Source organism: Dysgonomonas sp. 216 (assembly GCF_010501065.1).
GTDB lineage: Bacteria > Bacteroidota > Bacteroidia > Bacteroidales > Dysgonomonadaceae > QVMM01.
Genome location: NZ_QVMM01000013.1, coordinates 64842 through 89991 on the forward strand (window position 1 = coordinate 64842; position 25150 = coordinate 89991).

The window sequence follows — 25150 nt, forward strand, 5'->3', positions numbered from 1 at the left end:
TATGAGTACTATTCAAAATATATCAATATTCTATTTTTCGGGGACAGGGAACTCGAAAAAAGTTGCTTTATGGTTTTATGAATTTGCGAAAGAAAGAGGCATATTATGTGAAATAGTTGATATTTCTAATGCAAATAGGAGTTCTTTGCAAAAGATTAACCCTGACAGTCTGATTGTAATTATTTCCCCTATACATGGATTTAACTTTCCGAAGATTACATTAAATTTTATCCGTGCATTTCCTAAGGGGAAAAACCGTATAGTATTGATGAATACAAGAGGCTCTGTGAAAATAGGTAATCGGATTACGCCCGGACTAACAGGTGTAGCATTCCTTTTGTCTTCGCTTATATTGAAAAGAAAAGGATATAAAATTATCGGACAAATTCCGTTTGATATGCCTTCAAACTGGATTTCTATACATCCTGTAATCAGAAAGAAATCAGCACAATTCATTTTTGATAAAAACTATCACCGAGCAAAGAAGCATTTTGAAAAGATTTATGCAGGGAAAAATGATTTTGCTTCACGAAAAGATACTATACAGGATGTTTTAATTTCCCCTGTATCATTTGCTTATTATCTGATAGGCAAATTCTTTTTAGCAAAATCGTACTATGCTTCATATAAATGCACAAATTGCAATCTATGTATAAAACAATGTCCAGTCAAAGCAATTAGAGAAGTCAATAAACGACCATTTTGGACGTTTAAATGTGAAAGTTGCATGAAATGTATGAATAATTGCCCTGTTGATGCCATAGAAACACCGCACGGCTTATGGGTAATTGTCATTTATCTTACCTCAATAGTATGTACATGCTTATTTTATAGCTTATTACCAGAGTTTGCCCAATTCTGGATTGTGAAATTTATCCTATTCAATATAATACTGATTGGTTATATGTGGATATTTTATAGGATTCAACAGTTTGAATTAAAAAATCGAATTATTGCTAAAATAATATCTCTAACATCACTTACTCATTATAAGTTTTGGGGCAGATATAAAGGTAGTGACAATTAGAATCATTCAGCATACAAAGCCCTGCTTTGAATATAATCAATATTACAAATTTTAAAATTATGCTTATGAATGATTTAGTTAAAGCGAAGTTTTTCAGTCTATTATCTGAAACTTCACAAGTTACAAACAAAGAAATGCAAAAGGCCTATGAGTGCTTTATGGAACAGTTAAGAACGGTTAGCCAATCCGAAACAGATTATTTTGAAATCTACCGGATATTGAGCATTACTCGTATTGAATTAGTATCTGTAAGAACGCATCATCGATACGGGCAGGGGGAAAAATGCGCTTAAATTAGCCTATCTGCAAAGAGCAATTCTACTCATTGAATCCGAAATTGATATACTGAAACTTACATTCCTGCAAGCAAACCGCATCTATGACAAGACAAAACCCAACAATTCCAAAGTCTATTTTATCCCTAAGCCCAAAGAAGGATTGGGGATTGATAGTATGGGAGAATTCGCCATTTCTTTTGAGTTATCCGGTCAGTTCCTTAATGACGAAGGCAATCCCGCACCGTACATCCATATCGCCCATGCTCTGGAACAAGCCTTTAACTTTACTTTCGGGGATGCCTACAAATCAAAAGAACGAGTATTTAAGCGCAAGCCGTTCAACCTTACCAAAGCGTTGGATTACCTGAAAAACCTTATTATTAAAGCCAGCCGTAAACAAGATGAAAAATAACCGTTTTTCAATACATTGATTATAAATAACTTAAAAGAAATGTTTAGGGGAGTCCATAGGGATTCCCCTATTTTGTTTGCTTCGTTCTGCCGTCCTTTGCTTCATCAATGCATTGAGATAACGAATTAATAATCTCAAAAATGAAATGAAATGTATATCAACAATGAAGATTTTGAAAAATGGATGCAGAAGCTATCCAAAAAGCTAAGTGAAATCGGTCAGGATTTGAAATCCCTGATTAATACCGATAAGGTATTCGATAAGGACGAGAAGCTACTCGACAACCAAGATTTAGCCTTTCTACTTAAAGTGTCTAAACGCACCCTGCAACGTTATCGGTCGGACGGAAAGCTACCCTATTTTATGATAGGACATAAGACCTATTACCGTGTAAACGATGTTCGGGTATTCGTCCATAAATATATGGACTACTGGGCATCCCAAGAGTTTGACAAGAAGCACCCGAAAGAAGAAAATAATGACGAAAATGAGGAATGATTCTGCTTTTTATGTTCTAAGCAGAATAGCGCAAGCGGATGAAGGCTTGCTTTAAGTTTACGCCTTCAAAGTAGCTCCGCATTTAGCAGAAACAACTTCGCCTCTCGGCTCTGTTTGTTTCGCTAAATTGAGCAAGAGGGAACTGGACTTCGTCCTGTTCTTCCTCTTGCCCTGCGGGGCAAAGCCTTCGGCTTTAGTGCTTTATACTAAAGCACAGTTATAATACCTGTTATAAGCGGTCTTTTTTTACCGCTTATTATCAGGTGGTTAGTATTGAAAATAGTCATAAAATAGTTATAACACATGGGTAATCAACACCGGAAAACCATATTTACCACTATCGGGATAGACAATGAAACCAATGCTTTGGTTGAGAGAATCTGCAAACGCTATTCGCTGAAAAAAGGGGAAATTGTGAAACTGGCATTTCTGTATCTGGAGAAAGCCCATATCAACCCTGCCGATGCTCCCGAATCGGTAAAAACGGAACTTGCCAAAATCAACAAACGGCAGGACGATATTATCCGCTTTATCCGAAGCTATGAAGAAAAGGAACTTAACCCGATGATACGGACGAGCCATTCAATAGCCGTCAAATTTGATGCTTCCGTGAAAGAACAGACAGGGTTGATAACTTCGGAGATAAACACCACAAGAGAATTACAGGATAATGTCCTAAAAAAGATAAGCGAAACATTCAACCAACACGCAACCGTAATAAATAATCAAGCCAAACAGATAACTGACCTTTCCCAAGCCGTGAACGCATCATCAAAGAAGCAGGAGCGGAATAACAATAAACTCCTGAAACTGATTTCCCTATACTCTGAACTTGCCACTTGCGGAGTAATGGACGGCAAACGGAAGGAGAACCTAAAAAACGAGATTAACGACCTGATAAACGAAAAGCAGTAACAAGCAAATATAAACCCCATGAACATAGATTTCCCGCCACCGTCCAAAGGCACATACAATAATGCAGGCAGTAGCCGGAGATTAGCGGATTATTGTGAACATGAAGATATGGAACGCATGGAGCAGGGAATCTATACCGAAGGATTTTTCAACCTGACGGACGATAATATCTATAAATCACAAGTAATAAAGGATATAGACAGTAATATCGGTCAGTTATTAAAAACGGATGCCAAATTTTACGCTATCCATGTCAGTCCATCGGAAAAGGAGCTTCGGGCAATGGGTAATACTGAACAGGAACAAGCCGAAGCCATGAAACAGTATATCCGGGAAGTCGTCATTCCTGAATATGCCAAGAATTTCAACAAAGGACTATTGGCAGAAGATATAAAATTTTACGGTAAGATACATTTCAGCCGGGACAGGTCAAACAACGAACTAAATATGCACTGCCATTTGATTGTCAGCCGGAAAGACCAGTCCAACAAAAAGAAGCTATCCCCGCTCACCAACCACAAAAACACCAAGAAAGGAACGGTTAAGGGTGGTTTTGATAGAAAAAGCCTGTTCCAACAGGCGGAGCAGGGATTTGACAAGCTATTCGGCTACAAGCGGGAACTTTCCGAATCCTTTGAGTACTACAACACGATGAAGAACGGTAGTATCTCCGAACAGCTTGAAATGCAAGAGTGTGAAATTAAACAAGAAGCCGCCCGAATACAACCCGCTCCGCAAAATACGCTTCTCGATGAAAGAAAAAAGGAACAGGCGGTAAACCCACCTAAAAAAGAACAAAAACCCAAACGGGGAATCAGAAGATAAACGATTAAAAATTAGCAATATGAATGAGTGCGAAGAAATACGCAAAGCGATAGATAACTACCTGATGAAGCGGTTTAAGTATCGTCTTTCACTTGTATATCTTACTCCTGACAATATCCTAACCACCCGAAGGAACAGCCGGATAGACCTCTATTTGCGTATCCGAAAGGTAGAAAGCTTGTTTCCGCCCGATAGCCTAATTATAGCCCGAATAGGCTTTCAAAAAGAACGGATAGGGCATGGTTCCCACTTCGTCAGGTTCTTGGCTGAAATAGCCTCAAAATACGGTTATAAGCACATCGGAATAGAATCCACCAACGAGAAAAGCGCATCCTTTGCCCGGAAGTTAGGTTTTCATTCGATAGACGGCTCTAATTATGCGGTATCGGTAGAAAAACTTATTTCTTTTTTCAATGGGTTAAAGTAATCCTTTATTCATTTGAGATACAAAAATACACACAGGCAATAGAACGGAAACACCAAGCCCTACGGGTTTTGCAGGAAATCTCCACACCTGCGCTACGCTCCGGGTAGTATTTCCTGCAAAAGTGTTGCCTTATCTATTCCCTGAATGAAAGAAAAGGTATATCAAATAAAAAAAGGGAAAAAATATGTGTTGGTTTGTGAGAAATAATTCGTAGATTTGCAGTGAGTTATTTGAGGAAATACAGCGCAAAACGCAGAAATAAGCACGGTTGCCAAATCGTTACCTCTACCGCTGAAAAATTCCGCTTACAGCCTTTTATTCAAAAGGTTATCTCCCAAAGATAATTTTATAAAATATAAACTGTTTTAATACCATAATTATGGGTATTAATCTTGTAAATGTTAGTCTAAAAACTATATGTGTTACAATTGTTCTGTATTTTATGTTGCTGATTATTATGTTGTTATATCCTTTTTTGTCGAAAAAAAACTATATGTGAAAAAAGACCTATATTTTGGAACAATATGTCGTATGTTGGTAAATCTTTAAAGGTTAAATTTAATCAATTTTCAATCGAATGCAGCTATATGAATTTATATTATCGATACCCAACTATTACAGTTTCTTTTATATATATGTGTTTCTTATTACTGTTTTCGTGTAATAATGAAATCGATTTGCAAGTAGAGCGGAATTTAGGCTTAGCGGGAAATAATCGTGCCGATTTCGAAAATAAACTGGCAAAAGTATTTAGAAAAACTTACGAAAAACATTCGGAATCATTGTATATACAGCCCGATAAAGATGGCGATATTCCTTATCTGTTTAATACTCCATGTATTGAAGATGTTACAGATCAGTATCAGGATGTGTCGGATGTAGAAATAGATATTAATCTTAAGTCTTGCCTATTGTATAGGCAAGACTTAACTTATTGAAATTATGGTAAAAAATAACAAGCTATGTTATATTATTATCGGTGCAATTTTTCTTGCATTAGGTTTAATAGTATCCCCACTGCGAGGAGGGTATCTTTTGATTGGAGATTTAACCCCCTTGAATATGTCGTCTTTAGTCGGCTATTTTCTGTACTTTTTTGTCACGTACATCTTTTTACAGAAATATACTAAAAAACGAAAAGCATTACATATTTTTATTGCCATGCTTGTGGGAGTATCTTTTTTTGATATCCCTGTCCGAATAATAGATTTTAAGGGAACATACCTCACTCTTCTAGACTACCTGATTCATCTTTTCGGCATAATTTCGGGATACATAGCATTTATATCGACTAAAAAAAACCGGTATTTTATTATACCCACTTGTTTTATTTGCGGTATTCTGCTTTCAATAATAGGAAACAATATATGGGAGCATGAAGTAAATTACGGAACATATACCGGAAAAATAGATTATAAGGAAGAAATAAATCTGCGATTCCAAGATACAAATTCAAATGTTATCCCTCTGCAAAATTTCAGGGGAAAATATTTTGTTGTTGATTGCTGGTTTTCACGGTGTAGTGTATGTTTCGAAAAGATGCCCAAAGTGCAAAAAATATACGATAAATACAAAAACAACCCTCAAGTGGCTTTCTATTCTTTATTTTGTTACATGCAAGATAAGCAGGAAACTGTTACAACAGGTAAAAAAATTATAGAAAAAGAAGGATATACGATGCCATATCTGGCTATCGATATCGAAGATCCGGTATTGAGAGATCAGTTAGGTATTCGTCGTTTTCCTGTAGTCATGATTTTTGATGAAGAAAGCAGGCTGGTTTTTAAAGGAAGTATAGAATATGCCGGGGATTTTTTGAAAGATATAGGGTTAAATTAGAATTATCGAATGAAAAAATTATTAGCAATAAGTATTATTTTTTTAGCATCTGCTATTGTTTTAAAATAACATTAAACATTATATGTATGAAGAATTTATATTTAATTTCATTTTTAGTTTTGTTTGTTAGCGAATTGAGTGCGCAAATAAACAAAAGTGAGTATGTAGTGAACGGAGTACACACCATTCAAATAGAACCAAAGGATAGTAGTGTGGCAAATACTAATTTGTACGAATATGGTAAACCTATATATTCATGTGATTGCAATTTTAAGAATCTCTTAAATAATTGGAATGTTCAATACATAACCAATAGTCACGAAACCGAATTAATATCCTATAGATTTGTCAGGGTTATCGAAAATTCTACGCAGCTAAATTATTGGAAAAATGTACTGACGGGAGACAAACAGTTGGGTGGCAACATAGGTTCCAATATATCAATTAAGGAGAATGGATATGATAAATCTCGAATAATAAACCATCGTTTTTTTTATACATGGACAGTGAATATGGATAGAGAGCTGGAAAAGGGTTCGTTTGATGAAAGTGCATATCTTATACCATCAATGTTTCTTGACAATGTTCAAGTCGGAGATAGTGTGTATGCTATAAATGCTAAATTGCGGGTTAATACTTATGAAATGTATGGCAATTATCAGATATATGTAATATGCAGTTCGAAAAACAAACGTGTAGTGTGGGATAATGTCTTCGGAAATGCAGTTATACCTCTTTCCGAAATTAAGCTGTATGATTGAAATAGATCTGCTCTTACTTGTAATATTTGCGATAAATACGGTCGAAAACAGGCGATTGTTGCAATCTTCCTATCCATATATTAAGCGAATCGAGTAATACGGGAGACGACTTGCTTACAGCCCATGCTTCGAGGTGTGTAAAACCAACGTCTGTTTTTATGTCGATGTTTGGTATTATTTTCGCTACTTTTTCGGCAATAGCAGCATCGCAAACAACGTATTCTATTTCGGCCGAAGCTACTTTCATTATCAATTGGGTAGACTCGTACAAACTATCTTCTTTCACAAAGATGGTATCGCCAATTTCGTTCGACAAGTTTTCGAGGCGAAGTTTTGCCGGCGATGCTTTTGAAACGTATACAGTCTTCTTAGCTAAATCTAAAAGACTCCGGATGGGTTTTTCATCTTTGTTTTCAGAAATATGTTGCACTAATACCAATTTGTTACGAATTATAGGTTGCGTAAAAGCTACATCATTCTTCAAACTGAAGTTTGCAGGAATATTGCGGGCTAAAATATCAACTTCGCCCCGATTCAGGGCATCGATACTTTTTTGCAGATCATTTTCCAGTTTTACATCCAGCTCTAAATTTGCATTTGCAGCAAAAAGTTGTAACAGGTCGTGATTAAATCCTGCTACAGTATCGTCCATAACAAAATAACCAACCGAATTATAATCGGTTATTACTCGTAATTTTCGGCTTTCCATTATTTGATGATAATCTTTATGGGCAGTTTGTTTTGTCCTGTCAGTCTGTAAATATGCAACAACAGCAACAATTATCATGATAACAAATGCTGAAATTAAAGTTATCTTTTTATATCGTGACATATAAATCTTCTTTTACATTTATTCAAAAATAAGTATTCTTTTCATATCCTCATTAAGATAAACAGTAGTATATTAATTTTAGTTCTTTCAATGTTTTCGAAAGAAAGGTAAATAAGGTGTAACATATCTCAGTTTTGTTCGTCATATCTATAAACAGTAATAAAATAAATACAATAAATTATGAAGAATCTTTTCTGTCTCTCCTTTTTCCTTCTTTTAATGGTTACATCCTGTTCCACCAGTTCGTGTGCAACCAAGGGCAATAAAAAAATAGTAACAAAGGAAGCCAATCTTGGTAACTATACCAAAATAGATGCTGCTGGCCCGGTCGAAATAAACTACGAGCAGACGTCGAACCCTTATTTCCGTCTCGAAGTAGATGAAAACGTTTTATCACAAATATCTTATTCGGTTGAAGGAAACACCCTAGTAATACATAACGAGGGTAATATCAACCCTTCTCGTTATGTAGTATATACGGGGGCGAGAGATTTGTCGCATATAAGATTATTAGGTTCGGGAAGTGTTACCGTAGAAAAGAAACTGAAAATCGAATCGCTTGATATTTCGTTAAACGGATCGGGCGACGTAAAGATAAACAATATCGATTGCCGAAGCGTAAAGACCAGTTTAAATGGATCGGGCGATGTGGATTTGTCGGGGAATACCCTCGATTTTCAAGCCGATTTAAATGGTAGTGGCGATATATCGGCATACGCGCTGAAAGCCCGTAATGCAATATGTCGAGTAAAAGGGTCGGGCGATATTGAAGTTTATGCCGAAGAAAACCTCAATGCCGAAGTAAGAGGTAGTGGCGACATTTCGTATAAAGGAAATCCCAGTGTTGCGAAAACAATAAAAGGATCGGGGGATATATCTAAAAAGTAGAATTTGATTTCATCGAAAAAAAAAGCCTGTTCTTTTTATTAAGAACAGGCTTTTTTCATATATTAAAACAAATTATATCAGGATGTTATAAACAGTATAGCGATGTTTGTCTACACCACCTTCACGTTCGTAATGTTTGTCTATATCCAACTTTGTGAAAGACGCAACATTAAGAAGCCGGCATATCTCAACATCGGTAAGATCTTCCCTTTCAAATATCACAATTTTTCCAAATACCCCGTCGATAGTTACTTTTGTTTCTTTCTTTTTATCGGGAGTACTCGAATCCTGTACCGATACTATCGGCTGCTGTCTTTTTTCGGTTGCTTCGTTCATATGGCTTATAATTAATAAGTCTTTTATTTATGTTGCTGATATTTGTCACAAAGATAAGAAATTAAATAAACCGACAATCATCAATCGGCACTCTTCAATTCTTTGTATCTAGATTTAATTTATTAACATCCCTGTTCCGATTTTTGTTCACTATGTTTGAGCATCTTTCATAGTCCCCAATTATTTTTTCAACTTTTATCTATAAGATAAAAATTATATGACACACATCGAACTATACATCGATCGGAAACTGTGCGATATTCAGAGTCCCGAGAAGTTGGGGATAAGATTGAACAGGGTACTTATAAACCCCAGCGAACTGAATACTAAGGATGCACAATACAGTTATTCGATAACTCTGCCTTCGACAGTGCAAAACGATAAAATATTCGGGTATAGTATTGTAGAAGAAGTAAAAAATAAGTTCAATATCAATTACGAAGCTTTACTGATTGTAAATGATATAACTGTTTTTGAAGGGATATTTACGCTGAGCGAAATTACCCCCGAGCATTACAAGGGCAATCTTGTTGTTCCGGCTAAAAAAACAGTTAAGGATATTTTCGGAGACAAAAAGATGACAGAACTGGGCAAATGGGAAATACCTTTTTCTGATTTTATCGAGAGTATGAACAAATACAACTTCGACAATGGTATTCCCGAATGTATTTTTCCTTTGGTGTTGTACGGGCTGCTACCTAAGGTGCCGTCCGATCCGGTGAAAGGCAGTTATACAAACAAAGACGTTTTTGACGATACGGTAAGGTTGGGAATACAAGATTTTCCGCCGTCGATAAATTGTCTTAAAGCAATAGAATATTTATTCGGGACAAAGGGCTACTCCATCGAAGGCAATGTTTTTGACGACGAACGTCTAGCCAATCTTTACATGTCGTACAAAAATCCTGTCGATTACCAGCAGGAGTGGAACTGGGCACACTTGGGTAAAGTAAATATTAAAGGTAACTGGACAAACTATCATCCCGATAAATTCACTCAGTTCGAGACGCTCTCTTACCGTAACGATTTCGATGGAGCGATACGTTATATAACCGACATCTTCAATTCGTCGATGGCCGACATAAATGTTACCGATAACGGTACTAATGTAATGGTAAGCAACACCGAAGAAAAGAAAAATGATAGCGATACCATACTTAAAAGCCGTAAACACAGTGTACATTATACCGTGCCTGTATCGGGGTTATATAAGATAGAGTTGAAAAGTAGTATACGTTTAAAAACAGAATATACCACCCGCAACTATAAAGGCAGGAATTACGTGCCGTCGACCACCGAAAAATTAGACAGCCGACATTACGAAATAAAATTGCTGAGGGACTTTGGCGAAGGCGATTTCGGGTTTTCCGAACAGAATTTCGATACACGATGCTTTCGCGAAAACCTGCCACAGGACGAGAACAAGAAAAACGAACAGCTACAATACTTTCCTGTCCCTAGCCCGCAGGCAGTAATGATGATAGATCCCAAGGTAAACGAACGCTTAATTTCGGGGCTCAGCTTTGGCGGTAACAGAATAAAAGCAAATCCGCTATATAAAGGAGAGAACAAACATTTAGGACTTATTATGGCTATAAAACATGGATGGAGTTGGGATGTGGAATTTTCGCAGAAGGATAAAATTTATTCAGCCATTAACTCGCCAGCTTACAGCTATATAGATAACAGACCTAAGGATGAGGACGGCAGCGATGAAGAAACCATTTCGGATATTGATGTAAACAAGTTTAAAGTGAAACTTGAATCAAAAAAAGGAGGAGAGCATTTTATTAATTATACAAATATAGAAGAAAACCTGACGTCTGCCGATGGTCAGCTTTTTCAGGTGGTATGGCTTAACAAGGGAGAACATTTAACACTTATTGCCATATCCGACAAAATAACCAGCTTGTCGGCCGGTTCGTCATATGTTACAACACATCGGGGGTGGCCTATGCAGGATATCGAGTTCGACCTCACAATTACTCCTTTCAAAAAAAAGGAAGACTGGATAACCGTCGACAAAAAAGAGGAGGAAAACAAAGACGAAGATAGTGAAAGCATGAATTGGGATGATACTCCCGATTTTGACTCGGAAAGCCTCGATTTGTCGAAATTCTTACCGTCGGAAGATAAGGTAGACGAATGGCTCGATGGCTTTTGTAAAACATTCAATTTGCAAATAGAGCAAAGCGGAGATACAAATTTTGCACTGAACCATAAACAAAACTGGCAGGATTCTCCTACTACCATTGTAGATATATCCGATAGGGCAAGCATACGCCACCGTACAAATTTGCCTTTAGGTTTACCTGCGGCTTTCGAGCTTAACTTCAAAATAAACGAGGAAGAAGAGGGGTTTGAAAGAACAAAAGAAAATGGAAACGGACGTTTTGATACAGGGACCTTGAACGGCAGTACTATTACGCAATCGTCTACTTTTTCTTACAATTGGTTTAAAGAGATAAAACGAGATGGAATAAATCTTTATTTTCCTGTTATAACCAATAAAGAAATTTGGGAGGGTAGTGATCATACATCAACATACTCTGATTTAGTAAAAAAGCTTTATACAAATTATACCCAACGTTTTTGGTACAGGAATACCGAATCGGGGGATATTGGTCTCATGTACGATAAGTTGGGGCAGATATGGAATACGCCACCCAACCCAATGAACGATGGAGTAAGGGCAATGGATTTTTATGTGCCACGTTTAAGTAACTCTTATAAAGGTTATTTAGATACCCGGGCATTGCGACTCGATTATAAAGACGAAGGCGACAGCATTATGCGCAGCTATTTTAATATTGTAGCCCCTAATGCCAGCAATTATACCGAGGTGGAATGTTTTCTAGCGCCTGACGAGTATGAGCTACTGAACGGTGGTACTTTTGTGCGTTTTAATGGCGACCTCTATCATGTTGGAGCTATTGAGGGTTACGATCCGCTCTACATCAACAAATGTAAATTAAGGCTTATCCGAAAAGCATATTAAGTAAAAAAGGCAGTGCATACTGCCTTTTTCTAATCTTCAATTTTAACAAAGGTAAGCACATTTGCAGAATCATGCGAATCATATATTAAAGTATTATCGTTTATGGAATACTCAATATAAGTTGAAGAACCATTTTTATACATTAGGCGAATACCTGTTTTGTTTATTTGATAGAATGTTGCATCATAATAAATATGATTACTACTACCCGCAACTTCTCTCACAAAATCTTCATTAAAACGATAATAAGAAGGCGTTGTTGGTTTTCCGTCTATATGTGTCATTTTCCAAGTCCCTTTTACAGGATTATAATTACCTTGAAAAATTTGGTAGTAACGGTCGTCAGGGTCGTTCCAATCGCCAAGCCAAACAGAGCCTTCTCCTACATAATACCGTAGCAGCCATGTGTCAGCCCCATCCGTAAGTGTCATTTCAAAGTCATCATTTACAATTTTTATTTCGTATTTATAAAGCCTTTTATCGGTCTTAATCATTTTGTCGTTTACATAAAACTTTTCACCTTTATAGGGATATCTAAAATAAGGTCTATCTCCATTATCGGGGCGCTTGGTGGTCGATTCCCACGTAAACTCACTAGTCCAGCAATATACCAGATAATCGGTATATTCTTTTCCGTTTATTTTCTCCACTTTCCACACTCCCCACATGGGACGATATTTACCCTCGTATTCTTCTTTGTAGGCATCATCGTCGGGGTCGTTCCAGTCACCTGCCCAATCGGTCAAGGGGAAGTATTTTCCTTCATTCGGGTCGTTGTTGTCATCGTCACCACCACAAGCCACAAACAAAGTTGTTAAAAGTAAAAGGAGGCATATTTTTTTCATATCTTTAAGGGATAGCTAATATTAAATAATATATTTACAGATGTAATTGTATAACTTACTTCCGTTTATTTGCAAAGATAATCAGCTTTACATGAAAAAACAAAAACTAACATCCGTTCATTATCAGGCACTCAGTATTTTGCTGATGTTTTTATTTATATTGCCTGCCTGCAACGGTAATAACACGAAGTCACAAAACGAAGACGATGCTGCAAATACTGTAACAGAATCGTTATCGACAAATACTGTAAACGAGAAACTTCGGGGTAAAGCCGATTCGGCATTGATATTTTGCAAGACTAAGGGAATGAATACCGATTTTTGCCTGTTGGTAGATATGTCGGAACACTCGGGTAAGAAGCGCTTTTTTGTTTGGGATTTTAAAACCGATACAATAGCATCTTCGGGCCTTTGTGCACATGGATACGGCAAACGCAGTACGCCTAGCCGACCGGCATTCAGTAATGTTGAGGGTAGTTATTGTACTTCGCTGGGTAAATATAAAACAGGTGCCCGCTCGTACAGCCAATATGGAATAAATGTACACTATAAGTTACACGGATTGGAAAAAACGAACGATAACGCATTCCGTCGGATTGTAGTACTTCACTCTTTTTCCGAAATACCTGATCACGAAATCGCACCCTCACATCTGCCTTTAGGTTACAGCCAGGGGTGCCCTGTTATCAATAACAGTTTGATGACCGAGCTGGATATGCTTCTGAAAAAGCAGCAAAAACCAACCCTGTTGTGGATATATAACTGATTTATTTTACAGCCGATTCCAAAACTTTCCAAAGCTTATCGTCGGGCAGTGGAGCGGTAACTTCTATCAGTTCTTTCGACACCGGATGTATAAAACTAACCGAACGGGCATGCAGGCTTATTCCTCCGTCGGGGTTTGAGCGCTCTGCTCCGTATTTCAGGTCGCCTTTTATAGGGCAACCCATTTTTGCCAATTGGCAACGTATTTGGTGATGTCTGCCAGTCTGAAGGTCTATTTCTAACAAATTATAATTATCCGAACGGGCAATGAGTTTATAATGCAATATTGCCAACTTCGAATTTGGCTTTTCTGTATCGTAAGCATACGATTTATTCTGTTTCTCGTTCCGGACAAGATAATGGCGCAAGTCTGCTTCGGGTTGTTTGGGCAGATTTTTTACAATAGCCCAATATGTTTTTTTTACCTCCTTGTTCTTGAACATATCGTTCAGTCGGGGAAGGGCTTTGCTGGTTTTAGCAAAGATAACAATACCGCTAACGGGACGGTCGAGTCGATGCGTAACACCGCAAAAAACATTTCCGGGCTTGTTATATTTTTCTTTCAGCCACTCTTTCACGGTTTCCGAAAGAGGCTTATCGCCTGTTTTATCGCCCTGTACTATTTCAGAAACAGCCTTATTGACTATTATAATGTGGTTATCTTCGTAAAGTACTGTCATAGTTATAAAATGCTATTCACTATACTTTTAGTATCTCTGTTATAAAGAGGTAAAACGTCTGTGGTGTCGGACGTCAGGCAATACTCTGCTACATCGAGCAAGCCATGAGCCTCTAAACGCTTGAAATGCTCGCTTCGCTGTACATAGGTCATTATATCGGGTTTGGCTTCCTGCCACATTCCCAAAGCAACCTGAGCCGCATCAAACGAGGCATTGAATCCTTCGTTCATAAGTTTCTCAACCATTGCTCCGCCAAACAAGCTATCTTCAAAATTAAATTTATCTTTCCATCCGGCGCAAAGAACCAATACATCCTTCTTTTGCGAAACACAATACCGCACAACAGTCGAAATGTTTGAAAAAGAACCTATAACCAAACTATAACTTTCACGCGCTTCGTCAATGGCACGGGTTCCGTTTGTTGTAGAAATCACAATATCCCTATCCTTTACTTTTTCTTTTATGTAATCGCTCGGAGAGTTACCGAAATCGCCGAAATCGAATACTTGCATATTGCTCTCGCCACCAACCAGAAAACCTTTTTGCTTATAAGCAAAAGCCTCTTCAGGAGTGCGGACTGGTACAATACTGCGGGCTCCGTTATTTATTGCGGCGCACATGCTTGTTGTTGCCCTGAATACATCTACAACTATTACAACCGTATTGTTTTCGCTGCCATCAACATAGTTGTTGTATAACATTGGCGAAAAACAAACATCAATTTTCTTCATTTATCCCGACTTTTTATGCAAAGCTACAAAACTGTGTTGGTTATGGCAAAAAACCGTTGATTTTCTTCCGGTTTTATCTATTGAATAAAAAACTATGGAACAAAAAATCAAAGACATTGATCGACTGAAAAAAATGGGGTATTCGGTTATTAACCTATCAACGCAAATACCCTCGTATCCAACTTTTTCGAAATCGGCTAAGGGTTGGATTAATTATGGGAGGGACAATAATCTGCCTCAACAAATTATCGAACTGAATAATTTGTCGGCAGTAAACAAGTCTATAATCGACAGTAAGGTTACGTACATCTGCGGCTCGGGCACAAATAAGGATAATTATTACGGGCGCCCTAATCCTAACGAAGACTGGGATATATTTATCGAAAAAATCAGTCGCGATTATGCAACATTCGGAGGTTTCTGTTTTCAGGTGATTACTAACGAAGACGGGAAAAACCTGAGTTTGTATCATACCGATTTCAGCAAAATACGTGTAGGCGAAGTAAATGAATATGGAATAGCCCAGAACTACTATCTTTCGAACGATTGGAAGAAAACAACAGGGCAATATGCACCCATACTGATAGACGCATATGGCTGCCCGAATCAGGTTCAGGGGAAACCATGTCTTTTCTATTATAAAGATTACGAACCCAGCCTCGATTATTACCCGGTGCCACAATACTATTCGGCACTTAACTATATTGAAGCTGATGGTTTGCTTGGTAAATTTTATCGCAATTCTATAAATAACGGGTTTGCGCCATCGGTTATCGTAACTATTCCAAGTAATCCGAGCGACGAAGCAAAAGCTCAGTTTAACAGGGATATGACTAATACATTTGCCGGAACTAACGGAGCAAATTCCATTGTTGTGTTATATGGCGAAAGTCAGGAAATAAAGCCGACTGTAACACCCTTTGTTGCAAGCGGTAATGCCGACTTATATAATAATGTAAACGATGTTGTTTTTCAGAAGATAATTTCGGCTCACCGCCTATCGTCTCCTACACTTGCCGGATTATCGGGGTCAGGAAATTTAAGTGGTAATGCTAGCGAAATAATCAATGCATTTATACTTTACAATTATACGGTTATACATAATATGCGCCGAAAAATTACCGAAACTTTAAACCCTTTTGTAATAAATAACGGGTATCCGAAATTAGTAATTAACGAATTGGAAGTTATAAACGAAATTAAAAAGTACGAAGGTACTTACAACGAGCAGAAGTGAAATTTTAAAAAATTAGAATTATGTATTCATCTACAGCGCTTATCAGCGAAGAACTTTTCCGCAAACATTCTCCTGTTACAGGAAATACTAATATAACCGAGTTTATTCCTTATCTGGCAATAGCTCAGGAGCTTTATATTGCACCGGTATTGGGCGAAGCATTAATGACCGAATTAAAATTGCAGATAGATAACAACAACCTAACCGAAATAAATAGTTTACTTATATTGAAAATAGCACCGGCCTTATCTTTTTTCGCAGTATATCAGGGATTACCTTTTCATTGGGCAGCAATTGTAAACAAAGGAATTACTATACGCGAAAGTGAAAACAGTAAGAGCATAGATATTAACGATGTTGCCCAATTAAGACAATGGATACGCAACGATGCTAACATTTTTGTGGAATTGCTGACCGATTTTCTTTGTTCGCAACAAAAGGCTTATCCATTGTGGAAGCCCGATAAAAATTATTGTTCGGAATGTAATAGTACACAGGTATTTAATAGCGGGTTTTATTTCCCCGAAAAATAATTGTAAAGAGAGTTTATAACTCTCTTTATTTATTACTTTTGTGCGTCAAAACATATCGAAATGCTAATATGGATAAAACAATCTTAAATATATTACTTAATTATAAAGGGACTATTACTTACCGGGAATTCAGAGTTGGCTCTATTCTCCTTTTTATGTTAATTGGCACATACTTTAGTTCCTATATTCTAAGTAGCCTTAATATGATAATTGCAGGCCGGATTAGTACAGAATGGTTATCGGCTAATGCAATTTATTCTCAAATAACACATACTCTCACCCCAAATTTTGTTCCAATATGGTTTTTGGTCTCATATTCATCAATTATACTTGCTATAAAACGAATCCGAAGTTTGGGCCGAGGGAAAAAACTAATGATTATATCTGGTATTGTAAATTATTTATTTTTTGCATCTTTTACAACCTTAATAACTTTAGGTGCATATTATCCGGAAATAACAATTAGTAATCAATCGCCTATATCTTCTGTTTTTATTTATTCAATTATTGGAGTGTTAGTTGTGGGCATAATAAATATGATATGTTTATGCTTTCAATATAAAGATGAATATGAAGATATTTTAGCTTCAGAAAAACGACTGACTCCCATAACGTATGCAATAAAATTAGGTAATTTAATGGGAATAATGGCTATATTTAATGTAGTTATCATTATTGTTCTTTTTTATTCTGATTTTTCGTATTCAGATTTAAATCCAACATACATAGGACTATACTGTCTTGGCTATTTGTTTTTTTATATAAAATATAGTATTTACCGTTTAAAAGATGCGAAGGTATCGATAGTTTGGCTTTTTGGCATAATTGCAGTTTATCTGGCTATGTTTGGACTGAAAATGTGGCTTAACATTAATGTGTGGAATAGTTTAACCCTGTTTTATAATACTCTGTTTAACATAGTTGCAAGTTGCTTTGTTGCAATGCAATATGTTTTATTTCTATTGCCCACAAAGCAAAGTATAAAAGGCTATTGATTATACCTGAAGCTGTTATTCCAGCATAAGGTTCATAACAGGATGTTGTTCTGTAAATTTTGTACTTAAATTGTCGGGCATATTATTGGTGTGATAACCAAAAAGCAAGCGGGTTAAAGTTTGTATATCAACCTCGAAATCCCATTCTGTGCCAAAAATAAGACTGACAGTTGCTTCCTGCACATGGTAAATCGATTCTGTTTGTAGTGTTTCGTCGGTTATTTTTACCCTGAAATCCTGACGCGGATTTCGGATTGCATAAAGGCTGAGTAAACTCCAAGCATCGAGAATGCGAGCCATACCTGCTAAATTATATTTAGCGGGGCAACCGTCGAGAATATATTCTTCGGCAATAATCTTAAAATCTTCTTCTGTTTTTAAAATACAAAAATCGGTTTGCTGGTATTCTTTATTAAATTGAGTGTAAGCCTCCTTTACATCATAAGGATACTTGTATAAAAAAGATTTAAAATATAACGGCACTTCTCCCTTGTCAAAAACCTGAGTGTAGCCGTATTTTTCATAGAAATAAAATAAGGGTGCTCGGGCAGGTATCAGAATGCTTATCGGGATATTACGATCCTGCATAATTCGGAACGACTCCAAAAGTAAATCTTTCATATACCCACGTCCTCTGTATTGAGGTAACGTACAGGCTCCTGATATATATCCGCAAGGTATCTCCTTTCCATAAAAACGGATAATATATGGTAGTATCTGCAACGAAGCCGCAGCAATGCCGTTCTCGAAATAAATTAAAGTATTTTCGTTTCGGTACTTTTTTGTAAAATACAATTCCATGAAGGCGTCGGAATCGTCAAAGCAAGTCTTCCACATATCGCGAACAAGCGGGGCTGTCTTGTCATTAGCAAATTGTATCATAGCAGTATCAATTTATTAAGACTAACATACGAATATACAAATAAAAGATTTGATATTCATGTATTTATTCCGAAAAATACAGGTTTGTATTCATTTATTAAAAAAAAGCAGTATCCTCTTTTGTCGAGAATACTGCTGAAAAAACTGCTACTTATTTAGGCTATGCCTCAACCATAGTTGTATCCACTAGCGAAGCTATTACGTTTTCGTTTTTCAATAACTTGCCAACTTCCATTTCGGTTCCGGTAAGTACAGTTGTCCATCCGTTGGCATCTGCGTCGGCAGCTCCCGATGCATAGTTGAATGAAGTTGCGCTTAACCCGTTGTTACGCCCTAATATTACTACACGTCCCGATTTGTCGACTACAACAACCGTAAACTTGCCTAAACTTAAAGCATCTGCCTGATTCAGTAATTTATAGTCGTATTCGCTTAGTGTGAAATTTACTGTATGTGTACGATATTTTCCACCATTGCCATTTACAGCTAATTCGTCCGACCACGAAGCAGAACCTTCGATATACTCCACTTTATAAGCCCTATCGCTCCCCGATAAACTTATTGCTTTTATTAGGTCTTCTTCAAGTTCGTATGTGTTGGCTGTGTTGTAGTTAAACAGATATAAAGCCTTGATACCTGCCACCGAATAACAACAATTATCCTTTGTTATGCTGGCTGTTAATTTACATCCCATATTATTTATGTTTTAAGATATTAAAAATTATTTTGCATGTTTATTTGCTGTAAAACACCACTTCGTTTTCGAAGGGTATTACAAATCCCAAACGCAAACGTCCGTCGATGAATATTTTATTGTCGTTTGGTGCAGGAAATTGTCCGAGACGAATTTCTTCCGTATCGCTCAATAGATCGGTTGCTAACAGAAAGTTTGCCATATCGGCAGCTATCATTGTTGCATTATCCAAACCTTTTACCGGAACAATCTCAACACCCAAATAGCGAAGCACTTCGTTTTGAACAGTGAGGGCTGTAGCAACTACCTGATTACTTACCGACGCCAGAGCCATTTTAGCTCGTTGTAAAGTTTCGTACGAAACATAAATCTTCACACTGTCGTTTTCTAATCCCTTTGCCAAAACATCCTCGGGTATAGCTTCATAAACTTTTTCTATTTCGGCCAATACGTTAGCTTTGGTAAGAGTTGCCCCTGTTATCTTTACAGCATCAGTACTTTCGGTCAATATTTTTATGGCTCCGTCAAAATCGTTCGGATCGTCACTGCTATCGCCTTTAAAAATTTTGGCTTCTATTTCGGCGCTCAATTCCGAAGCCAGCATAGCCATCGTTGCTTCTTCCAGCGACTCTGGTAAAGCGCCATTCTTTGCTCCGGGTTTCAGCATTATGTTAATGCGTTTACGCTCAAGGTCGTCGATACATTGTTCAAGATTGATTTTGTAGGTTTTAATAGTAACCTCCTTTTCGCTCAACTTGAAAATGCGATCGGGTGTCCATGCACAGTTGCGCGAATCGGGTTGCAATAACGAATCGGCAAAATCGATGAGGTTAAGCATTGTGCTTTCCTTAACTCCTGTTATTACGTCAATTTTACCGTTCTCAATAAGGCGACCGCCAAAAAGAGCTTTCGTAAACCAATCCATATTGGTACTTGGTTGGTAACTTAACGATGAAATGTCATACATGTTTGTCATAAAAAAATGTTTTATTATTAATTACTATGTTTATTTTCTGTTTTTGATAGCTGAAGCCAATGCCTGTGCCATCTCTTCATATCTAGGAATGTCATCAGGGCGTTTATTCGCTAAATTGGCGACTACAGGCAGGCTGCTTGGCGTAGTTTTACGCAGGTTTTGTACTTCAAGGGCAGCATCTTTTAGAAGAGTTGCCAATTCTGACAGCTTGGTTTCTAATTCGGCAATTTTTGCTTTCAATGTTTCGGCAGATTCTTCAGTTGTAGCCTTCTTTTTCTGATCGTCATCCGACAAAGTTTGCGGGGTTGTTTGTTTTTCATTTTCTGCATCTTTTTTTGCTACAGCTTTTGTTTCACAAAACTGACCATCGGCATCGACCACCAAAATATTTCCATCGGCTAACAGATGTTCTCCCGCAGGCAACTGTTCCCCTTCGAGAGTTGCAAAACCGTCCGAATCAACTAATACTTCTTTTCCATCGGCCAGAACAAACACTACATATGCTGTTCCGCTAGCCATAAAATCGGACTTTTCGACCGACTCGACTCCTAATAAGAAATGTCCTAATCGCGACAATAACGATTTATTTCCCGCTTTTTGATGTTTACTCATTTTCTGTTTCATTTTTTTATTTTTAATCTGATTTAATTCGTTTGCGTCGGTGGCTTGCCTGAAAAATAAACCCTCAATAGAAAATCCTTTAACGTTACCTGTCATAACTTCGTTTTTCCAGTAAGCATTGTCTTCTATTTTATAACTGCACATAAGTGTGCCTTGAGGTTGAGGTTCGAAACCTAACGCCCTCGATTTATCTTTCTCCGGATCTTCTACAATCCACAATTCGGTAAGGTAATTGCCCGAAAGGGTGTCTATATGCTGATGGGTGGTACTACGCAAGGCAATGCCTGTTTTCATCATTTTGCGGGCAATTTTTTCGATCTCGGTTTCGGTAAACCTGATGAAGTGTTCGCCTTGCTTTGGGTCGTTTCGATAGATTAACTGACCGGGACGTAAAACAACGCCTGTCAGTACTTGTTTTTGTTTATCACAACACAAAAATTCATCTTTCAGATGTTCCGATAAAGCTATAAATTCGACCTCAACAGCGGGAGATTCGACAAACGAGATGGCATAAATCCCGCTTTTATCGTCAACGCTGTCATCTATACGGCAATCAAATACTGGTAAGTTCATACGCTTTTTACTGATAGATAAAATGCGTATTGTTTTTTTACATGTTGGGGAAGAAATAAAAAAAGCCGGAAGAAAAATTCTTCCGACTACTATGATTAAGAAGCTCCTTTTTACTTTTTAGAAGGTAGCTTTATGTTTATTTGTTTAAAAGATAGAAATGCCTATTATGTGGACTATAAAGAAAGATAATATTTTATTTTATAACTGTTCCTGTACGTAACGCAATATCGCAGGCTTGTGTTATAACTACTTCTTTAACACCATTTTCGATAGATTTAAATGCGTTTTCGAGTTTAGGCAACATGCCGCCTTTTATAATGCCTTGTTCGGTATAGCGTGCAAAACTTTCTTTGTTCAGTTCGGGGATAACACTGTCGTCATCATTTTCGTCCATCAGTACACCTTTTTTCTCAAAACAGAACACGAGACTTACGTCAAAATGTTTTGCAAGGGCTTGGGCTGTTTCGGCAGCAATGGTGTCGGCATTAGTATTTAATATGTTACCGTGTTTATCGTGACTCAATGGCGCTACAATGGGTACAATATCTTGTTTAATCAGCCAGTTAAGCCGCTCGCCATCTACTTCTTTTACATCTCCAACAAAGCCATAGTCAATATCTTTTACGGGACGTTTTTCCGATTGTATGATATTCATGTCGGCACCGGTAAGTCCCAAAGCATTAACACCTATCGACTGTAATTTGGCTACGATTTTTTTGTTCACTAATCCGCCATAAACCATAGTAACCACTTCGAGTGTTTGTGCATCTGTTATGCGTCTTCCGTTAACCATCTTGCTCTCTATGCCAAGCTTTTCGGCCAACTTGGTAGCCGAACGTCCGCCACCGTGTACAAGTACTTTGTAACCGTCTATTTTTTCAAATTCGTTAAGTAGGGCAATAAGAGAGTTTTCTTCCTCAACTATTTTACCGCCTACTTTTATAAGGGTTAATTTTTCCATCAGTCTATATACATTAAATCGCTCATTATTCCGTCCGAAATTAATAGCCCGACGGAAGCTATTCGCAAGTTGTTATGTTCTTTTATTATGTATCCGTTATCTATATGTTTCCGGGCATTAAGAAGAAAATATTCTAACATCTTTTGCCCGAATAAGTTTCTTATTTCTTCGGCATCTGCCCCCAAAACAGTACGTAATCGGGTAAGAATGTAATCGTTGTATCGACTATTTATGTCTAGTATTTCTTCTTCCGATACAGGCTGTTTGCCTTCCACACCTTTTATATATTCCGCGATGGATGCTATATTCCACGAACGGCTTTTTCCGTTATATGAATGCGCCGAGGGGCCAATGCCCATATACGGAACGCTTTTCCAATACGAGGAGTTATGCTTCGATTCGAAATCCGGCTTTGCAAAATTAGAAATTTCGTAATGAATAAAGCCTGCGTCTTCCAACTTTGTTTTTAGTGTTGTAAATAATTGGTTGCTGACTTCTTCGCTTACATTTTTTATATCGCCTTTTTTTAGCAAATTATATATTGGGGTATTTTCTTCGTATATAAGATGATAAGCCGATATGTGTTGCACGTTTAATTCAATGGCTTTTTCTATGTTTTTTGTCCATAATTCAACCGTTTGTTCAGGCAATCCGTACATCAGGTCGATACTTATATTATCGAATCCCGCTTGTTGGCAATCTTTTATTGCTCTTATTGCTTTTTCGGCAGAGTGTCGTCTGTTTAAAAAAGTAAGGTCGTCATCGTCGAAACTTTGTATGCCTAGGCTCAATCGGTTAAAAGGTAAGCCTCGGAGCATTTTTATATACTCAAAGTTAAGGTCGTCAGGATTGGTTTCTATTGTTATTTCGGCGTTGCTGTCGACTTTATAATTGGAGTATATTGTTTCGAATATTATCCTGAAATCACTTTCGGTTAATTGGCTGGGTGTTCCTCCTCCAAAATATATCGTTTTTATGTATTCTTTATTAAGGTACATCTTTCGGAGTTCCAATTCGTCGCAAACCGCATTTATATAACGGCTTTTTATCTCTGTATTGGTCTGAGAATAAAAATCGCAGTAAATGCATCTTGTTTTACAAAAAGGAACATGTATATATATACCTGCCATGAATAAATTATCTGTTTCGAGCTATTTTAATAGTGCAAAGATACATAAACGAAAAAGAATGAACCAAGTAATAGCTTGTAACAGTAATAAAAAATTGAGAGAGCATTTGTTTTCTGTTCTTTATTTCTACTTTTGCTTATTATCTTTATCGTAAAAGAAGGATATGAGGTTGCAAGTCTTTTTTAGTTGTAACCCGAAAAATATATCATTAAATACTTTCATTTGCTTAATGTATGTCTGAAATAAGAAAAAATGTAAGAATTATAGATATTGCCCGCATGGCTAAGGTGTCGCCGGGAACAGTAGATCGTGTGTTGCATAATAGGGGTAAGGTATCTGCCGATAAGCGCGAAAAGGTAGAGGCGGTTCTTAAAGAAATTAATTACCAACCCAATATAATGGCTCGTTCGCTGGCATTAAAGCGTCACTACAAAATATTGGTTTTTGTTCCTGCTTTCGAAAAAGGCAGTTATTGGGATTCGCTTAACCGGGGGATTGTAAGCGCAGCCCGTGAGTTGGTTAACTTTAATATAAGTATACATTATCTGCACTTCGATCAGTACGACGAAGCTTCGTTTACTAATCAGGCGAAGTTAATATTGAAAGAAGAGTATGATGCAATTGTTATTGCTGCGTTATTCGAAAAACCTGTTGTCGACTTGTCTCGTGCTTTGGATGAGCGCGAAATTCCTTATGTGTATATCGATTCTATTATAAATCATCAGAATAATTTGGCATACTACGGAGCTAATTCGTATGATAGCGGTGCTGTTGCTGCAAAACTGCTGATGTATGATGTGGGCAAAGATGGCGATGTTTTTATCGCTAATATAAGAACCAATAAGAAAAAGGATTCGTTTCAGACTTATGTCAGGGAGAAGGGTTTTCGCGAATATCTTTCCGAAAATAACTTTGAAGGGCAGATTTTCGAAATAGAATTATCGGATAATTATGCTCAAACCTTACGGAGTTTAAATTCGCTTATCGAGAAAAATCCAAGGCTTTCGGGTGGAGTCGTTTTTAATTCAAGAGTTCATGAATTAGTTGATGTTCTGTTCGATAATACTAATCTGTCTCACGAAATAAAACTTATAGGGTACGATGCTATCGAAAAAAATGTTGAGGCGTTAAGAGTTGGTAAAGTGTCGTTTCTATTATCGCAACGTTCCGATATTCAGGGCTACAATGGAGTGAAAGCTTTAAGTAATTACCTTTTGTTTGGAACAAAACCCGATAAAACCAATTATATGCCTATCGATATTTTAATAAAGGAGAATATCGACTATTATCATAATATGTAAATTTTCAAGACGTGTTTAAGGTGTTAATAGTAGTAATCACAAAAAAAGTTTTGAAGTTAACATGTTGTCTAACATAAGATTGTTTGTTTTGCGAAAAAATATCACAAAAAAACCTCGGGAATAATTTGGAATTAGGTAAAAAAAGTATTTATCTTTGCACCCGCTTTGCAGGAGATGCGAAGTAAAAAAA

General features: G+C 37.1%; 28 protein-coding genes. 17 read left to right on the forward strand and 11 right to left on the reverse strand.

What is annotated here, in order from left to right; all coding sequences use genetic code 11:
* The first annotated feature begins 1 nt into the window (after window position 1).
* The 10 genes from D0T53_RS09115 to D0T53_RS09160 all read left to right on the forward strand — a co-directional run bounded on the left by D0T53_RS09115 (window position 2) and on the right by D0T53_RS09160 (window position 6982).
* Window positions 2-1027 carry an EFR1 family ferrodoxin gene (locus tag D0T53_RS09115; RefSeq protein WP_163267085.1) on the forward strand — a complete coding sequence of 342 codons (1026 nt, stop codon included), beginning with the start codon at window positions 2-4 and terminating at the stop codon, window positions 1025-1027.
* 65 nt (window positions 1028-1092) lie between these two features.
* Entirely contained in the window at window positions 1093-1320 is a 228-nt protein-coding gene (locus D0T53_RS09120; protein WP_370457810.1) for a hypothetical protein, read from the forward strand.
* Between the two features lie 160 nt (window positions 1321-1480).
* Window positions 1481-1717 carry a hypothetical protein gene (locus D0T53_RS09125; protein ID WP_163267089.1) on the forward strand — a complete coding sequence of 79 codons (237 nt, stop codon included), beginning with the start codon at window positions 1481-1483 and terminating at the stop codon, window positions 1715-1717.
* Window positions 1718-1867: 150 nt separating this feature from the next.
* A complete protein-coding gene (locus tag D0T53_RS09130; RefSeq protein ID WP_163267091.1) occupies window positions 1868-2215 on the forward strand; it encodes a helix-turn-helix domain-containing protein in 348 nt (115 codons plus the stop codon).
* A gap of 303 nt (window positions 2216-2518) precedes the next feature.
* On the forward strand, window positions 2519-3130 hold the full coding sequence (locus D0T53_RS09135; protein ID WP_163267093.1) for a BfmA/BtgA family mobilization protein: 612 nt from the start codon (window positions 2519-2521) through the stop codon (window positions 3128-3130).
* An 18-nt stretch (window positions 3131-3148) separates the two neighbouring features.
* Entirely contained in the window at window positions 3149-3955 is an 807-nt protein-coding gene (locus tag D0T53_RS09140; protein ID WP_163267095.1) for a DUF5712 family protein, read from the forward strand.
* Between the two features lie 19 nt (window positions 3956-3974).
* Window positions 3975-4382, forward strand: coding sequence for a GNAT family N-acetyltransferase (locus tag D0T53_RS09145; protein ID WP_163267097.1), 408 nt, complete (start codon window positions 3975-3977; stop codon window positions 4380-4382).
* 635 nt (window positions 4383-5017) lie between these two features.
* Window positions 5018-5320, forward strand: a complete 303-nt coding sequence (locus D0T53_RS09150; RefSeq protein WP_163267099.1) for a hypothetical protein — start codon at window positions 5018-5020, stop codon at window positions 5318-5320.
* A 4-nt stretch (window positions 5321-5324) separates the two neighbouring features.
* Complete coding sequence (locus D0T53_RS09155) at window positions 5325-6221, forward strand: TlpA disulfide reductase family protein (RefSeq protein WP_163267101.1); 897 nt, start codon at window positions 5325-5327, stop codon at window positions 6219-6221.
* Window positions 6222-6307: 86 nt separating this feature from the next.
* On the forward strand, window positions 6308-6982 hold the full coding sequence (locus D0T53_RS09160; protein WP_163267103.1) for a hypothetical protein: 675 nt from the start codon (window positions 6308-6310) through the stop codon (window positions 6980-6982).
* Window positions 6983-6995: 13 nt separating this feature from the next.
* Here D0T53_RS09160 and D0T53_RS09165 read toward each other — a convergent pair whose 3' ends face one another.
* Window positions 6996-7814 (reverse strand): transporter substrate-binding domain-containing protein, encoded by an 819-nt coding sequence (locus D0T53_RS09165; protein WP_163267105.1) that lies wholly within the window; start codon window positions 7812-7814, stop codon window positions 6996-6998.
* A gap of 180 nt (window positions 7815-7994) precedes the next feature.
* Here D0T53_RS09165 and D0T53_RS09170 point away from each other — a divergent pair, with 180 nt between their 5' ends.
* A complete protein-coding gene (locus tag D0T53_RS09170) occupies window positions 7995-8702 on the forward strand; it encodes a head GIN domain-containing protein (protein ID WP_163267107.1) in 708 nt (235 codons plus the stop codon).
* Between the two features lie 72 nt (window positions 8703-8774).
* Here the strand turns inward: D0T53_RS09170 and D0T53_RS09175 are convergent, their stop codons facing one another.
* Window positions 8775-9038, reverse strand: coding sequence for a hypothetical protein (locus D0T53_RS09175; protein WP_163267109.1), 264 nt, complete (start codon window positions 9036-9038; stop codon window positions 8775-8777).
* A gap of 217 nt (window positions 9039-9255) precedes the next feature.
* Here D0T53_RS09175 and D0T53_RS09180 point away from each other — a divergent pair, with 217 nt between their 5' ends.
* Window positions 9256-12036 (forward strand): hypothetical protein, encoded by a 2781-nt coding sequence (locus tag D0T53_RS09180; RefSeq protein WP_163267111.1) that lies wholly within the window; start codon window positions 9256-9258, stop codon window positions 12034-12036.
* Window positions 12037-12065: 29 nt separating this feature from the next.
* Here D0T53_RS09180 and D0T53_RS09185 read toward each other — a convergent pair whose 3' ends face one another.
* Window positions 12066-12881, reverse strand: a complete 816-nt coding sequence (locus D0T53_RS09185; RefSeq protein ID WP_163267113.1) for a hypothetical protein — start codon at window positions 12879-12881, stop codon at window positions 12066-12068.
* A 91-nt stretch (window positions 12882-12972) separates the two neighbouring features.
* Between D0T53_RS09185 and D0T53_RS09190 the strand changes: the two genes are divergently transcribed.
* Entirely contained in the window at window positions 12973-13647 is a 675-nt protein-coding gene (locus D0T53_RS09190; protein WP_255489424.1) for a murein L,D-transpeptidase catalytic domain-containing protein, read from the forward strand.
* A 1-nt stretch (window position 13648) separates the two neighbouring features.
* On the opposite strand, the gene D0T53_RS09195 is transcribed toward D0T53_RS09190, so the two are convergent.
* Window positions 13649-14326 (reverse strand): RluA family pseudouridine synthase, encoded by a 678-nt coding sequence (locus D0T53_RS09195; protein WP_163267115.1) that lies wholly within the window; start codon window positions 14324-14326, stop codon window positions 13649-13651.
* 2 nt (window positions 14327-14328) lie between these two features.
* A complete protein-coding gene (locus tag D0T53_RS09200; RefSeq protein ID WP_163267117.1) occupies window positions 14329-15057 on the reverse strand; it encodes a 2-phosphosulfolactate phosphatase in 729 nt (242 codons plus the stop codon).
* A 94-nt stretch (window positions 15058-15151) separates the two neighbouring features.
* Here D0T53_RS09200 and D0T53_RS09205 point away from each other — a divergent pair, with 94 nt between their 5' ends.
* The 3 genes from D0T53_RS09205 to D0T53_RS09215 all read left to right on the forward strand — a co-directional run bounded on the left by D0T53_RS09205 (window position 15152) and on the right by D0T53_RS09215 (window position 17822).
* Window positions 15152-16294 (forward strand): phage portal protein, encoded by a 1143-nt coding sequence (locus tag D0T53_RS09205; RefSeq protein WP_163267119.1) that lies wholly within the window; start codon window positions 15152-15154, stop codon window positions 16292-16294.
* A gap of 20 nt (window positions 16295-16314) precedes the next feature.
* The gene (locus tag D0T53_RS09210) at window positions 16315-16827 is read left to right on the forward strand and encodes a DUF6712 family protein (protein ID WP_163267121.1); all 513 of its coding nucleotides are present in this window, start codon (window positions 16315-16317) and stop codon (window positions 16825-16827) included.
* Between the two features lie 374 nt (window positions 16828-17201).
* Window positions 17202-17822: a hypothetical protein gene (locus tag D0T53_RS09215; RefSeq protein WP_221411517.1), complete on the forward strand. Its 621-nt coding sequence runs from the start codon at window positions 17202-17204 to the stop codon at window positions 17820-17822.
* Between the two features lie 15 nt (window positions 17823-17837).
* Here the strand turns inward: D0T53_RS09215 and D0T53_RS09220 are convergent, their stop codons facing one another.
* From D0T53_RS09220 to hemW, 6 genes are all read right to left on the reverse strand, one after another.
* Window positions 17838-18704, reverse strand: a complete 867-nt coding sequence (locus D0T53_RS09220; RefSeq protein ID WP_163267125.1) for a GNAT family N-acetyltransferase — start codon at window positions 18702-18704, stop codon at window positions 17838-17840.
* 160 nt (window positions 18705-18864) lie between these two features.
* On the reverse strand, window positions 18865-19398 hold the full coding sequence (locus D0T53_RS09225; protein WP_163267127.1) for a hypothetical protein: 534 nt from the start codon (window positions 19396-19398) through the stop codon (window positions 18865-18867).
* A 40-nt stretch (window positions 19399-19438) separates the two neighbouring features.
* Entirely contained in the window at window positions 19439-20374 is a 936-nt protein-coding gene (locus D0T53_RS09230; protein ID WP_163267129.1) for a hypothetical protein, read from the reverse strand.
* A gap of 30 nt (window positions 20375-20404) precedes the next feature.
* Window positions 20405-21568: an XkdF-like putative serine protease domain-containing protein gene (locus D0T53_RS09235; protein WP_163267131.1), complete on the reverse strand. Its 1164-nt coding sequence runs from the start codon at window positions 21566-21568 to the stop codon at window positions 20405-20407.
* Window positions 21569-21761: 193 nt separating this feature from the next.
* The gene (gene argB / locus D0T53_RS09240; RefSeq protein WP_163267133.1) at window positions 21762-22529 is read right to left on the reverse strand and encodes an acetylglutamate kinase; all 768 of its coding nucleotides are present in this window, start codon (window positions 22527-22529) and stop codon (window positions 21762-21764) included.
* Entirely contained in the window at window positions 22529-23659 is a 1131-nt protein-coding gene (hemW, locus tag D0T53_RS09245) for a radical SAM family heme chaperone HemW (RefSeq protein WP_163267135.1), read from the reverse strand. The genes argB and hemW overlap by 1 nt, the downstream gene beginning before the upstream one ends.
* 233 nt (window positions 23660-23892) lie before the next feature.
* Here hemW and D0T53_RS09250 point away from each other — a divergent pair, with 233 nt between their 5' ends.
* A complete protein-coding gene (locus D0T53_RS09250) occupies window positions 23893-24960 on the forward strand; it encodes a substrate-binding domain-containing protein (protein ID WP_163267137.1) in 1068 nt (355 codons plus the stop codon).
* The last annotated feature ends 190 nt before the right edge of the window (window positions 24961-25150 follow it).